General features: G+C 43.8%; 12 protein-coding genes and 1 tRNA gene. 2 read left to right on the plus strand and 11 right to left on the minus strand.

Going from position 1 to position 13,759, the window contains the following annotated elements:
• Positions 1-5: 5 nt before the first annotated feature.
• The 11 genes from rplJ to ACSUPM_RS12215 form a co-directional block, all read right to left on the minus strand.
• Complete coding sequence (rplJ, locus tag ACSUPM_RS12165; protein ID WP_101212190.1) at positions 6-533, minus strand: 50S ribosomal protein L10; 528 nt, start codon at positions 531-533, stop codon at positions 6-8.
• A 394-nt stretch (positions 534-927) separates the two neighbouring features.
• Complete coding sequence (gene rplA / locus ACSUPM_RS12170; RefSeq protein ID WP_436879985.1) at positions 928-1,629, minus strand: 50S ribosomal protein L1; 702 nt, start codon at positions 1,627-1,629, stop codon at positions 928-930.
• A complete protein-coding gene (gene rplK / locus ACSUPM_RS12175) occupies positions 1,630-2,061 on the minus strand; it encodes a 50S ribosomal protein L11 (protein ID WP_010201717.1) in 432 nt (143 codons plus the stop codon). It lies immediately after the preceding gene.
• A gap of 92 nt (positions 2,062-2,153) precedes the next feature.
• The gene (gene nusG / locus ACSUPM_RS12180) at positions 2,154-2,684 is read right to left on the minus strand and encodes a transcription termination/antitermination protein NusG (protein ID WP_010201718.1); all 531 of its coding nucleotides are present in this window, start codon (positions 2,682-2,684) and stop codon (positions 2,154-2,156) included.
• 107 nt (positions 2,685-2,791) lie between these two features.
• Positions 2,792-3,280, minus strand: a complete 489-nt coding sequence (gene secE / locus ACSUPM_RS12185) for a preprotein translocase subunit SecE (RefSeq protein ID WP_025652242.1) — start codon at positions 3,278-3,280, stop codon at positions 2,792-2,794.
• Between the two features lie 51 nt (positions 3,281-3,331).
• Positions 3,332-3,407, minus strand: a tRNA-Trp gene (locus ACSUPM_RS12190).
• Between the two features lie 314 nt (positions 3,408-3,721).
• Complete coding sequence (tuf, locus tag ACSUPM_RS12195; RefSeq protein WP_025652105.1) at positions 3,722-4,912, minus strand: elongation factor Tu; 1,191 nt, start codon at positions 4,910-4,912, stop codon at positions 3,722-3,724.
• 223 nt (positions 4,913-5,135) lie between these two features.
• On the minus strand, positions 5,136-7,262 hold the full coding sequence (gene fusA / locus ACSUPM_RS12200; protein WP_025652482.1) for an elongation factor G: 2,127 nt from the start codon (positions 7,260-7,262) through the stop codon (positions 5,136-5,138).
• Positions 7,263-7,625: 363 nt separating this feature from the next.
• Positions 7,626-8,099: a 30S ribosomal protein S7 gene (gene rpsG / locus ACSUPM_RS12205; protein WP_025652483.1), complete on the minus strand. Its 474-nt coding sequence runs from the start codon at positions 8,097-8,099 to the stop codon at positions 7,626-7,628.
• Between the two features lie 210 nt (positions 8,100-8,309).
• On the minus strand, positions 8,310-8,684 hold the full coding sequence (rpsL, locus tag ACSUPM_RS12210) for a 30S ribosomal protein S12 (protein ID WP_010200611.1): 375 nt from the start codon (positions 8,682-8,684) through the stop codon (positions 8,310-8,312).
• Positions 8,685-9,094: 410 nt separating this feature from the next.
• Positions 9,095-10,195 carry an EcsC family protein gene (locus ACSUPM_RS12215; RefSeq protein ID WP_201577926.1) on the minus strand — a complete coding sequence of 367 codons (1,101 nt, stop codon included), beginning with the start codon at positions 10,193-10,195 and terminating at the stop codon, positions 9,095-9,097.
• A gap of 583 nt (positions 10,196-10,778) precedes the next feature.
• Here ACSUPM_RS12215 and ACSUPM_RS12220 point away from each other — a divergent pair.
• Both ACSUPM_RS12220 and ACSUPM_RS12225 read left to right on the plus strand, forming a co-directional pair.
• Positions 10,779-12,014, plus strand: coding sequence for a beta-ketoacyl-ACP synthase II (locus ACSUPM_RS12220; RefSeq protein WP_173239784.1), 1,236 nt, complete (start codon positions 10,779-10,781; stop codon positions 12,012-12,014).
• A 3-nt stretch (positions 12,015-12,017) separates the two neighbouring features.
• Positions 12,018-13,679: an anthranilate synthase component I family protein gene (locus ACSUPM_RS12225; RefSeq protein ID WP_436879986.1), complete on the plus strand. Its 1,662-nt coding sequence runs from the start codon at positions 12,018-12,020 to the stop codon at positions 13,677-13,679.
• The last annotated feature ends 80 nt before the right edge of the window (positions 13,680-13,759 follow it).

Raw genomic sequence — 13,759 nt, forward strand, 5'->3', positions numbered from 1 at the left:
AGCAATTAAGCAGCTTCTTTTGCGTCTTTGATTGCCGCTACAGTGCGAACGAACTTGCCAGGAACAGCGTTCATAGTCTGGACAAGCTTGGTCACTGGTGCATTCATAGTAGCCATCAAGATAGAGATTGCTTCGTCGCGAGTTGGTAGCTTCGATACGCGCTCTAGCTCTTCTGGACCATAAACTTCACCACCGACTGATACCAATTTGGTCTCTAAAGCTTTGTTATCTTTGCTAAAGTCGAAAACGACTCGTGCTGCAGATCCCAAATCTTCCATAGAGAAAGCCAAAAGTAGTGGACCAGTCATACGGTCTGACATGCTCTCAAACTTAGTGCCTTCAAAAGCGCGTTTTGCAAGGGTATTTTTTACCACTTTCAAAACAACACCTTTATCACGAGCTTGTTCGCGCAGCTTAGTAAGCTTTGCAACACCAATACCGTGATATTCGGCAGCTACTGCTGAGTAAGCATTAGCAGCAACTTCAGACACTTCAGCCACAACTTGTTGTTTTTGCTCTAGCGTTAATGCCATAAGTTGACTCCTTTAATCTTATCAATCTAATTCATACTAAGATTGACTTGATACGACACGTTATTTATAAATTCTATAAAGAATTCACTCATAACGACTGATTACGGCACCGTTATCAGAATGACATCAAGTGATAGGTTGCCCTATCGGCTCTTATCAACAACTGGGTGGGTCACCGTCTGCGTAGGACAACTGAGATTTTCATCTGTCGTCGATTAACAAAAGCAGCTCGTTGCTATTATTAATAATCCGAAGATTAAAACTAATAACGCGAAACCGCTTTCTACCTACGGTCTTAGACAGCATAGCGTTTGCTACGCTGACCTAATTCTTTAAAATAGTGTGTTCATGCTTCAAAACTGTTGAATCATGAGTAATTCTTTATGCAGTAAAATTATTTAGCAACACGATATGGAACAGGATCAATCGTGATACCTGGGCCCATGGTGCTAGACAAGGTGATTTTCTTAATGAAAGTACCTTTAGACGTAGCAGGCTTAGCGCGTTTTAGATCAGATAGCAATGCTTGAGCGTTTTCTATAACTTGCTCAGCAGTAAAGCCAACTTGACCGATAGTGGTATGGATAATACCCGCTTTATCAACACGATACTGTGCTTGACCCGCTTTCGCATTAGCCACAGCTTCAGCAACGTTAGGCGTTACCGTACCAACTTTTGGGTTAGGCATTAGACCACGTGGGCCTAGGATAGTACCTAACTGACCGACGACACGCATCGCATCAGGAGCCGCGATGACCACGTCAAAGTCCATGTTACCGGCTTTGATTTGATCCGCTAAATCATCCATACCAACGATGTCAGCACCCGCTTCTTTAGCGGCTTCAGCAGCAGCACCTTGAGCAAATACCGCAACGCGTTTGGTTTTACCAGTACCAGCAGGTAGGTTAGTTGCACCACGAACGACTTGGTCAGATTTACGTGGGTCAACGCCCAAGTTTACTGCGATGTCGATAGACTCTTTGAATTTAAGAGCTGGCAAATCGTTTAGGATTTGAACCGCTTCTTCAAGAGTGTATAACTTTTCGCTTTCTACACGCTCAGCGATTAATTTTTGACGCTTAGTAAGTTTACTCATTTACACACCCTCCACGGTAATACCCATTGAACGTGCAGTACCAGCGATGGTACGAACAGCAGCATCAAGATCAGCAGCCGTTAAATCTGCGTCTTTAGTCTTAACGATGTCTTCTAACTGAGCACGGTCCACTTTACCGACTTTAGCGGTGTTTGGTGTACCAGAACCTTTAGCGATACCAGCAGCCTTACGTAGTAAGTATGCCGCTGGTGGTGACTTCATGATGAAGGTAAAAGACTTATCGCTGTATACAGTGATCTCAGTAGGAATCGGTAGACCCGGCTCTTGATTTGAGGTCGCAGCGTTAAATTCTTTACAAAACGCCATGATGTTCACGCCTTTTTGACCCAATGCTGGACCAATCGGTGGTGAAGGGTTTGCTTTGCCTGCAGGCACTTGCAGTTTGATGTAACCATCAATCTTCTTAGCCATGAGATACTCTCCTTTATGGGTAATAGCGCCAAATCAATACGGTATAACTCTTATTGACTAACAGCTCCCCGGTTGATAAATTTTTTGCAGGTTTAGTCTAATTTTTCAACTTTACTAAACTCAAGCTCAACCTGAGTCGGTCGATTAAATACGTTTACTGTTAAATGCAATTTAGACTTCTCATAATCCACCTTTTCAACCAACCCTTTAAAGTCAGTAAATGGACCATCGATAACCAACAACTCTTCGCCCGGCTCAAATAGCGTCTTAGGACGTGGGTCAGTTTCAGTCTGATTCAAACGGTTTAGAATGCGATCGGCTTCTACTTGCGTAATAGGCGCTGGCGTCTCAGGTGTACCACCAATGAAACCCATAATACGTGGACAGTCTTTTACGATGTGCCAAGTATTGTCGTTCATCTCCATTTGGATCAATACATATCCTGGAAAAAACTTACGCTCGCTCTTACGCTTTTTGCCGTCTTTCATTTCGACGACTTCTTCCGTAGGCACCAATACATCACCGAATGACTCAGCAAAGTCACTACGATTGATACGATCAGTTAATGAACGTTGTACTTGTTTTTCATATCCTGAAAACGCTTGGACAATATACCAACGCATATCACGCTCCTGATCATTGTAAGTAAGTCGTTATAAATAAAATTTGAGTTAAACAATCAAGATACTCGCTATTCGTAATGCACGATATGCGCCAAACCCTAGACTATTTAACCAATAAATATCCCAACGAACCAATTAAAGAAGTTATCTAGCAACCAAACAAAAAACCCAACAATCGCAATCATGACAATGGTTTGCCATGTGTATTGAAAGGTTTCGTCTTTGCCCGGCCACGTCACTCGGCGTAGCTCAACGGCGGCGTCTTTTAATAATATTTTAAAAGCGCGGCCTTGATGCGTTAATGCCAAGCATACTAATGCCAATACGATAAGGGCGACAATAAGACCGATACGTACCCAGACATCATTGGCAGGCTGCCAATAGCCAGGTAAATATTGGTTAACTAACGTCGCGCCAATTAATACTACTGCAGCAAGTAGCCACAAAACCACATCTTTTGCTGAGCCAGTCTTGGCCACTTCAACAGCAGTTGTTTGATTACCTGCTGAGATGTGCTGACCTTTAGACAGCATTCCACCAGTACCCGCCTTGGCATCAGATAACTTAGTCTCGAGGTTATCTTGATTATTGCTCATAAAGAACTCGCTTCGGAGATGGTGGGAGACAACAAAGATGTGATAAGAAGATGGCAGGCGATGTAGGACTCGAACCTACAACCCTCGGTTTTGGAGACCGATGCTCTACCAATTGAGCCAATCGCCTATGGGTGTAAAGGACAGCATTATACAATATTCAGCATAGAATGCAAGCCTTTAGCGGTAAAATTGTACATTTTAGTCAGTTTTATTTGATGAAGAAGTGTGCCTTTCATCCAAGAGACTTCGTACAAAGCTGCGTTAATATAACAAGGCAAGCGCCATATTACAATAGAAGATAGAACTGATGCCGTATCTAATTTTAAACGCTATCACCATTATAAAGAATAGTCGTATAAATCCAAAAAAAAGCCACCCTTTCTCAAGGATGGCTTTTCACGAACTGATCAACTGTCTCAGATGACTCTGATAGGTTAAATCTTAGTTCAATACGTTAGCAACAACACCAGCGCCTACCGTACGGCCGCCTTCACGAATTGCGAAGCGAAGACCTTTGTCCATAGCGATTGGGTGGATAAGCTCTACGCCCATCTCAACGTTATCACCAGGCATAACCATTTCAGTACCGTCTTGTAATTGGATTGCGCCAGTTACGTCAGTGGTACGGAAGTAGAACTGTGGACGATAGCCGTTTAGGAATGGTGTGTGACGACCACCCTCTTCTTTTGAAAGTACGTATACTTCTGCGTCAAATTTGGTATGCGGGGTGATTGAACCTGGCTTCGCTAGTACTTGGCCACGTTGGACGTCTTCACGCTTAGTACCACGTAGTAGTACGCCACAGTTTTCGCCTGCACGACCTTCGTCAAGCAGTTTACGGAACATCTCTACACCAGTACAGGTGGTTTTTTGAGTGTCACGGATACCAACGATTTCAATTTCGTCACCAACTTTAACGATACCAGATTCAACACGGCCGGTCACAACGGTACCACGACCTGAGATTGAGAAGACGTCTTCGATTGGCATTAGGAATGCTTTGTCGATGTCACGCTCTGGCTCTGGGATGTAGGTGTCTAGTACGTTTAGTAGTTCTACGACGGCTGGTTGGCCGTATTTTTCTTGTGAGCCTTTTAGGGCTTCAGTAGCAGAACCATGGATGATTGGGGTGTCATCACCTGGGAAGTCATAGTCGCTTAGTAATTCACGAACTTCCATTTCTACGAGTTCAAGCAGTTCTTCGTCATCAACAACGTCGCACTTGTTCATGAATACGACGATGTATGGTACGCCAACCTGACGTGAAAGCAGGATGTGCTCACGGGTTTGTGGCATTGGGCCATCGGTCGCTGATACGACTAGGATTGCGCCGTCCATTTGGGCTGCACCGGTGATCATGTTTTTAACATAATCGGCGTGACCTGGGCAATCGACGTGGGCGTAGTGACGTGATGGGGTGTCATATTCTACGTGTGAGGTGTTGATGGTGATGCCACGTGCTTTTTCTTCTGGGGCTGAGTCAATAGACGCGTAGTCTTTGGCTTCGCCACCTGAGGTGATTGCTGCTACGGTTGCGATAGCGGCGGTTAGTGTGGTTTTACCGTGGTCAACGTGTCCGATGGTACCGACGTTGACGTGTGGCTTGCTGCGTTCAAACTTGGCCTTTGCCATGGGTATTTCCTCTTTTTTTGGGGGCAGTGTTCAACTATGATAAATACAGTAGTTGAGACAATCCTGACCACATTAAGATAATTGTTAAAAGGGTGCACATACTAATGTGCAGATATTATAAGAAAATCACGGCCAATAACAAGTCTTTTAACCAATTATTGGCGTATTCTTCAATGACAATATAAAGATATGCCCTATATTGTCATTATTAAATAACGATTATTTACTCGTCGCCATCTTTAGAGTTGAACTTAGAGATGATGTCAGCGGCCACTGATTTTGGAATCTCAGCGTACTTTTGGAATTCCATTGAGTATGTTGCACGGCCTTGAGACATTGAGCGCATCTGTGTGGCATAGCCAAACATTTCCGCTAATGGGACTTCTGCACGAATCTGCTTAGTACCACCAGGTAAATCTTCCATACCTTGAACCATACCACGACGACGGTTTAAATCGCCCATGATGTCGCCCATGTAATCTTCAGGGGTCTCAACTTCAACTTTCATCACTGGCTCAAGTAGTGCAGGGTTTGCTGCCATGAAGCCTTTTTTGAAAGCGATAGAACCAGCCATTTTAAATGATAGCTCATCCGAGTCAACGTCATGGTAAGAACCGTCATACAATGTCGCTTTTACGCCAACGATTGGATAGCCAGCAAGTACGCCGTTTTTCATGCGCTCTTGAATACCTTTATCAACCGCACCGTGGAATTCTTTTGGTACCGTACCACCAACCACTTCTTCAGCGAATTCATATAGAACGTCGCCCGCTGGATCCATAGGCTCAAGACGTAACCAAACGTGACCAAATTTACCACGACCACCTGTTTGACGTACGAATTTGCCTTCTTGCTCAACCGTCTCACGAATCGTCTCACGATAAGCAACCTGCGGCGCACCGATGTTGGCTTCAACGTTAAACTCACGCTTCATACGGTCAACTAGAATCTCTAGATGCAGCTCACCCATACCACTGATGATCGTCTGACCAGATTCTTCGTCAGTATGTACACGGAACGATGGATCTTCTTTGGCCAAACGACCTAAAGCGATAGACATTCTTTCTTGGTCAGCTTTGGTCTTAGGTTCAACGGCAAGACTGATAACTGGATCTGGGAATTCCATACGCTCAAGTGTGATAACATTTTGCTCATCACATAGCGTATCACCAGTCGTCACATCTTTCATGCCAACCAATGCTGCGATATCACCAGTACGAATTTCTGCAAGCTCTTCTTGAGAGTTCGCCATCATCTGTACGATACGACCAACGCGCTCACGCTTCATTTTAACTGGGTTATAGACACTGCTACCTTGCGTCAAAACACCTGAATAAACACGAACGAAGGTTAAGTTACCAACGAACTTATCATTCATGATTTTGAATGCTAAAGCTGAGAATGGGGCTTCGTCTGATGCTTCACGAGTGCCTTCACTTTCTTCTTTGTCATCAAGAATACCGCGGATAGCTGGTACATCCATTGGCGCAGGCAGATACTGAATAACCGCATCCAACATCTTTTGTACACCTTTGTTTTTAAAGGCAGTACCACAAAGTAGTGGAATGATTTGATTATCAATAGTCAACTGACGAATAGCAGCATTGATTTGCTCTACAGACAATTCACCGTTTTCAAGATACTCATTCATGAGTTCTTCTGATGCTTCAGCGGCATTTTCTACAAGATGTTCGCGATACTCTTCCGCTTTTTCTTGTAGTTCAGCTGGGATTTCGCGCTCTTCAAATTCCATACCTTGAGACGCTTCATCCCAATATAGAGCTTTCATAGTCACAAGATCAACAACGCCTTCGAAGTCGTCTTCTTTACCAATTGGAATAACCAATGGTACAGGGTTGCCACCTAGACGAGTTTTGATTTGCTCAATAACACGATAAAAATCAGCGCCAACGCGATCCATTTTGTTTACAAATGCAAGACGTGGAACTTTATATTTGTTTGCCTGACGCCATACGGTCTCAGACTGTGGCTGAACGCCGCCTACTGCACAGTAAACCATGCAAGCGCCATCAAGTACACGCATAGAACGTTCAACTTCGATCGTGAAATCAACGTGACCTGGGGTGTCAATAATGTTGATACGATGTTCGTCAAACTGCTTTGCCATACCTGACCAAAAGCAAGTCGTCGCCGCAGAAGTAATAGTAATACCGCGCTCTTGTTCTTGCTCCATCCAATCCATGGTGGCTGCGCCATCATGAACTTCACCAAGCTTGTGGCTAACGCCGGTATAGAATAAGACACGCTCTGTCGTGGTCGTTTTACCAGCATCAATGTGCGCAGAAATGCCAATATTGCGATAGCGTTTTAGGGGAGTTTTACGAGCCATAGTGTTTTCCTAGGGAAATTCGTGTATATATTAATGTGTTGTATCTCTACCTCATACTCTATGACAAAGCAGTCAGCTTCGTAATATTACTTACTGATTATTGGGCCTAATACGGACAAAAAAAGAGCAAATACTTAGAATAGTGCGGCATCAAATTTGGGATGCTGTCTATAAAGAACAGTATCCTTTTCAGGACAGCATCTTGACAGATGTCCGCCATCCAGATTATGTGAGTATTTTATTATCTTACGATGAAAAAATATCAATAATCTGATGAGGATGACGGCAATCAATAGAATAAATAATTAACTAGCATCAGCTATTTCTTTAAAACTACTCTTGATAGGTAGTCTAAAAAATAGCTTAGAAACGGTAATGAGAGAACGCTTTGTTAGCATCTGCCATACGGTGAACTTCGTCACGTTTCTTCATAGCGTTGCCTTTACCATCAGCGGCATCATTCAATTCGCCAGCCAAACGTAAAGCCATAGATTTTTCAGAACGCTTTGCAGCAGCTTCAGCTAACCAACGCATAGCCAAGGCAGTACGACGGGAGGGGCGTACTTCCATTGGTACTTGGTAGGTAGCACCACCAACACGGCGAGCTTTTACTTCTACCATTGGGCGTACATTCTCTAAAACTTCTTCGAAGAAAGAGACTGGATCTTCAATCTTACGCTTTTCACTTACTGTCTCAAGAGCACCGTAAACGATACGCTCAGCAGTAGATTTTTTACCATCACTCATTACATGGTTGATGAATTTTGCAACAGTTTGGCTACCAAACTTAGGATCCGGTAGGATCTCACGGGTAGCAACGACGCGACGTCTTGGCATAATAAATTTCCTTGTCTTCAGGAGTGTCCAACATTCACAACATCATACTTGTCATAATAGGACAGGGTGATGAGTTGTCAGTTAGCCTTACTGCATGGTGGTATGTTTGCGAGTAACCAGTCGATATAAAATAATTTATATTAACCAATACTACCGCTGACACCGAACCCATGCACAGTTATTGGGTAATGCAAATAAGCTAAGCTAATATTAAGCTTTAGGCTTCTTGGCACCATATTTAGAGCGACCTTGTCTACGGTCTTTAACGCCTGCGCAATCTAGTGCACCGCGAACGGTATGATAACGTACACCTGGTAGATCTTTTACACGACCACCACGGATAAGAACAACACTGTGCTCTTGTAGGTTATGACCTTCGCCGCCGATGTAGCTTGATACTTCATAGCCTGAAGTCAAACGTACACGACATACTTTACGCATGGCTGAGTTAGGTTTTTTAGGCGTGGTAGTATATACACGAGTACATACACCGCGACGTTGTGGGCACGCTTGCAACGCAGGAACTTTTGACTTTTCCTTGATGGTTTTGCGACCCTTGCGAATCAATTGGTTAGTTGTTGCCATGAGGCATCCTTCTCCCGTTTGGTATAAAACAAAAAAATGGGGCAATGCACCATCGATCTGACGCAATTCGCAGATTTCGGCACACCCATTTTTAGGACAGTATATTATAAAGAGTTGTTGCTGCTAATTCAACCACTTATGAGTGGTTTTACTTTACAACATTCGATATATATGCATTAAGCCTACCACTATAACACTTTATCTGTTCTGCACTAAAAAATAGCTGAAAAACAAGACGTTAAATACGGTAAAGCTGGCAGACTTAGGCAGTATGAACACAAGCATTATCGATAAAAGATATTTAGAGATAAATGCTTGGCAGTTCGTGACCATTAAATGGCGATATTATCTTGTTTTTCAAGACAGCCAAGAAAATATCGCTACATTTAAATATGGACCGTTATTTCAATTTACTTCTTTGGTTGGTTAGCTGCTTTGTCCGTCTCTGTATTTTTTGGCTGGCTATCTGACGATTTATCTGAGCTGTCTTTTTTACTGTCTTGGTCTTTTGGCTCTTTCTGCTCATCGTTACTGGTGGTTTTACTTACCTCTTCCTCGCTACCGCTATCATCAGTAATCGCACGATTGGCAAGTTTTGCTTCTGGAGCAAAGGTTGCTTGCGCTACCCCGATAACCTCGTCAATGAGCTGACTATTATAACGCATACCTACTATTACCGCAGTGCCTGGTAAAAAACGACGTATCCATGACAAATTGATCTGATCAAGATCGATGCCTACTTGACTGGCAATATTGTCTACTTGTTCAGCATAGAAGTTCACATTTTTATTTTTAAGACCTAGATTTTTAAGCTCATTGTGTAAACCGCTGCTTTGCGCATTATCCAGTAAGCCTTTACCAATACCAATGCCCGCCAGTAGCGCTTGTTTTTCTTGCATCTTGCTGAGGTCAGCATTGGCAAGCAGCTCGTACGCCATCTTCACGCCTTGCTTACCTGTCAACGGCTTATTATAAACCGCCGCCAATTGATAAACGGTACGCAAAGAGACCAGCAATAGCCATAAAGTATCAGCCAACAAACCTGGTAGTCCGGCCAAACCAGTCAAACCACCAATCGTAGCAAGCGCACGGTTTTGATTGGCAATGTCGGTCGCCAATGCGTAGCGCTCTTCATCGTCTAAACTCGCCACGCTGGCAAAACGATGCTCATTGGGCAAATCAATCTGGCTCCAAGTGGCTGCAAGCTTAGCAATTTGTGCAAATGCCCCGTCAACCGTCGATTGGAATAAACTATTCGGCACTACTTTTTTGGCATACTTGCCATAAGTCGCAAATCGTGTGCCCAATAACTGCTGGGTCGCCTTTAGGGTTTGTTCTCGGAATAGGTCTTGTTGAAAATCTTCATCGCCTAGATTTACCGCTTTATAGTGACTTGGCTTACCCGTTTTTGCATTCATGCTGTCAATCACTGCACCCATGCGCTCCAGATTATTGCGCGTAAAAGAGCCAATAGTGTTGATGCCTTTAGAGAGAGTGCTACGCTTTGCCATCGTGATGTCCTTAATATGATGATTGGTCGTTTTTTTATAGTAGTAATGAATGGGTCATTTTAGCCAATGAGGCAAACGGCTGTCAGTGCGAACAATGTTATCGCGCTCACAAATTTTGTATCTAAAAGTATAGTTTATTTATAATTGTCGAACTTCTCCTACCCCTCTACCCTGCTTTTATTTGGACAAAAATAGCCATGTCTCAATGACCAAAACAACGATTATCATATCGCAAAACAGACAGGGATAGTTACTTTTAACCGTAATCAATGTTTTGTCGTTATTTTGCACTTATCCAAAGATTTTGAACCCTTGATACGTTATCATATGGCATAGGCTGAGGCATTAGCTGGCCACTATTTATCATGGATTTGGTTCTATGATAAAAGCAATAATCCTGTGAAAGCGGCCTATATAGGTTAAAAGACTTGTTAGAAATAGTCGTTATTTAAGCCTCTAGGCTGTCTTCATCAGGCTATTGCTACAAAAAACAGCCATGCCAACCGCTACATAATAGAATGTTGGACTCAAAAGCGATTATTAAAGGTAATTATCAAAAATCGTTATTAATAAGGAATAGAATATGCGCCGCGTTGTTATCACTGGAGCAGGGATTGTCTCTTGTATCGGACATGATTTAGCCACCGTCACTGCCGCTCTTAAGCAAGGGCAGTCTGGTATTACATTTAACGACTCTTATGCTGAGCATGAATTTAAGTCGCACGTTAGTGGCAGTATCGATAAAGCAGAACTTGACACCTCCGCTATAGATCGTAAATTAAAGCGCTTCTTTAGTGATGCCAGCCTCTATGCCTATGTTAGCGCCTTGAATGCAATCGAGCACGCTGGCTTGTCGCTTGAGACTATCAATAGCAATCCACGTGTGGGTGTCGTAGCCAGCTCGGGCGGCGCATCGACAGAAAATATCGTCAATGCCATAGATGCGATGCGTGAAAAAGGTCTACGCGGTGTCGGTGCGATGGCGGTACCAAAAACGATGGGCAGCTCGGTATCCGCCGCCTTGGCCACTGGGCTAAAAATTCAAGGAGTTTCCTACTCTCTTGCCTCTGCTTGCGCGACCTCAACCCACTGTATCGGCCATGCCGCTGAGCTTATTCAGCTCGGTAAAGCTGATATTGTACTCGCTGGTGGTAGTGAAGCGGAACACTGGACGCAGTCATGTATGTTTGATGCCATGGGTGCGGTCAGTACTCAGTATAATGACACGCCACAACTTGCCTCAAGAGCGTATGACAAAGACCGTGATGGTTTTGTCATTGCCGCTGGTGGCGCGATGGTTGTTGTTGAGAGCTTAGAGCATGCCCAAGCACGTGGTGCCAATATATTGGCTGAAATTGTCGGCTACGGGGCCAGCTCTGATGGTGCAGAAATGGTCGCACCAAGCGGTGAAGGTGCAGTACGCTGTATGCAGCAAGCACTAGCCGAAGCGGGCTTACAAAGCGTCGATTATATCAATAGCCACGGTACGAGTACGCCACTAGGTGATATCACTGAGCTTAAAGCGATTGCTAAAGTATTCGGTAATGATGTCAACAAAGTCCCGCCTATCAGCTCGACCAAGTCAATGACCGGTCATAGCTTGGGTGCCGTCGGTGCGCAAGAATTAATCTATTGCTTACTGATGCTACAAGAAGGCTTCATTGCGCCAAGTATTAATGTTGAGAATTTAGACCCTGCGGCTGAAGGCTTTGATATCGTCACCGAAAAACGCGACGCCAATCTCGAAACCTTGATGAGTAATAGCTTTGGCTTTGGCGGTACCAATGCCACCTTAATTATCAAAAAGTTTGACGCGTAAATTATGCCCGTAAAAAATCATAAGAATACTGAGCAGACAGTTTCTGCCCTATCGCCAGCTACTCAACCTAGCTGGCGTTTTGGTGGGCTAACGGCTGCCGAACTGCTGCCACTGCTACAGCAATATTTAATCGCACAACAGGCCGAAGCAAACTGGCAATTGGTTTGGCTCAATAATGACGGCCGATCAGTGATTGGCTTGCTCCCCAAAGTCAGCTGGTCTGTTTATGGTTGCGCTGAAAACACGCCAGATTCAAACGAACAAGCAGCCCTTTATCAAGTCAGAAAAACCTGCCGTGACGCCGTTCACAATGATATCACTGTCACTTATAGGAGTTATAACGACTGGCAAGATGAATTAATCAGTTATAGTCAAACTTATGATGCTAATAATGAAAACCCAGAACCAGTAAGCGATTTAAATGAAAAACCAAGTTATCATCATGGTCTGATAGGCTTTATCGGTTACGATATCGCTGCTCATGAGCTTAGCCCAGCTGCACATATTGAGCTAGCAACGCAGCCTTGTGCCATTTTGGGACATTACGATATCTACCTCACCCCATCAGATAAAGAAAATGGCTGGAGGCTAAATACGCTAGGTTTAAATACTGCTAGTGAAGCAACAGACACCACACTATCAGCGCTTATATCGTATTTAGACACGCTAGAGCATCAACTATCTAGTAGAAACAAACCCTCTCATGATAATAAGCCACCGTTGGCGCCATTAATATTGAACGAGCGCTGGCATAAAAATGATTATCAAAGGGCTTTTGCAAAAACCCAAGAGTATCTACAGCAAGGCGACTGTTATCAAATCAATCTGACGCAAGCATGGCAAGGCACTTTTAATAATATTACTAATCATGGTAGCGCAACGAAACTGGTTGATTACTTACCTGCCCTACATCGAAATACCAAAGCTCCCTTTGCAGGGTACTTACAAACCAGTCATCTTGATCGTGAGGGCCATGCAAATAAGGGTAATAGTGATTTTGAATTATTAAGCTGCTCGCCTGAGTTATTTTTTACCTTTACAAAAGAGACGAACACTGGCAAACATCATATTCGTACCAAACCAATCAAAGGAACGATGCCACGCGGATTGAATACTGTACAAGACAATGCTTATAAACAGCAGCTTATCGATAGCGAAAAAGACCGTGCCGAAAACGTCATGATCGTCGACTTACTGCGCAATGATTTGGGTAAATACGCCAAAATTGGTAGCGTCAAAGTGCCGCAATTATTTGCGATTGAGACCTTTAGCAATGTGCATCATATGGTGAGTACCATCACCGCTGAGTTAAAGGCAGATACTCATCCATTAGCTGTATTGTTTGGCAGTTTGCCCGCAGGCTCTATCACGGGGACGCCCAAAAAACGGGCGGTTGAAATTATATCCGAACTGGAAACTGCACCGCGCGGTGCTTATTGTGGCACCATGGGCTATATGAACTTTGATGGTAGTGGCCAATGGAATGTGCTCATTCGTACCCTGCAAGCCACCAATTCATTGAATGGTGATAGACAAGTCAGTCTCTGGGCAGGTGGTGGCATCACGGTTGCCTCCGACTGCGATGCAGAATATCAAGAATGCCTCGATAAGGTAGGTAATTTGCTCTCAGTCCTTGCTGACAATAGTGCTAGTAAATGGTATTAAGATTTATATGACCCTATGATAAAAAATAAAGCCTGCCAACGTGACGTTGAGCAGGCTTTATTGTCGATATTTATTGCGGC

It is taken from the genome of Psychrobacter okhotskensis, from assembly GCF_965638355.1.
Lineage (GTDB): Bacteria > Pseudomonadota > Gammaproteobacteria > Pseudomonadales > Moraxellaceae > Psychrobacter > Psychrobacter okhotskensis.

Bases quoted from the DNA above. Each gene is read 5' to 3' on its own strand.
- rplJ (WP_101212190.1), bottom strand. From the start codon at position 533: ATGGCATTAACGCTAGAGCAAAAACAACAAGTTGTGGCTGAAGTGTCT.
- ACSUPM_RS12225 (WP_436879986.1), top strand. From the start codon at position 12,018: ATGCCCGTAAAAAATCATAAGAATACTGAGCAGACAGTTTCTGCCCTA.
- rpsL (WP_010200611.1), bottom strand. From the start codon at position 8,684: ATGGCAACAACTAACCAATTGATTCGCAAGGGTCGCAAAACCATCAAG.
- nusG (WP_010201718.1), bottom strand. From the start codon at position 2,684: ATGCGTTGGTATATTGTCCAAGCGTTTTCAGGATATGAAAAACAAGTA.
- tuf (WP_025652105.1), bottom strand. From the start codon at position 4,912: ATGGCAAAGGCCAAGTTTGAACGCAGCAAGCCACACGTCAACGTCGGT.
- rplK (WP_010201717.1), bottom strand. From the start codon at position 2,061: ATGGCTAAGAAGATTGATGGTTACATCAAACTGCAAGTGCCTGCAGGC.
- fusA (WP_025652482.1), bottom strand. From the start codon at position 7,262: ATGGCTCGTAAAACTCCCCTAAAACGCTATCGCAATATTGGCATTTCT.
- secE (WP_025652242.1), bottom strand. From the start codon at position 3,280: ATGAGCAATAATCAAGATAACCTCGAGACTAAGTTATCTGATGCCAAG.
- ACSUPM_RS12215 (WP_201577926.1), bottom strand. From the start codon at position 10,195: ATGGCAAAGCGTAGCACTCTCTCTAAAGGCATCAACACTATTGGCTCT.
- ACSUPM_RS12220 (WP_173239784.1), top strand. From the start codon at position 10,779: ATGCGCCGCGTTGTTATCACTGGAGCAGGGATTGTCTCTTGTATCGGA.
- rplA (WP_436879985.1), bottom strand. From the start codon at position 1,629: ATGAGTAAACTTACTAAGCGTCAAAAATTAATCGCTGAGCGTGTAGAA.
- rpsG (WP_025652483.1), bottom strand. From the start codon at position 8,099: ATGCCAAGACGTCGCGTCGTTGCTACCCGTGAGATCCTACCGGATCCT.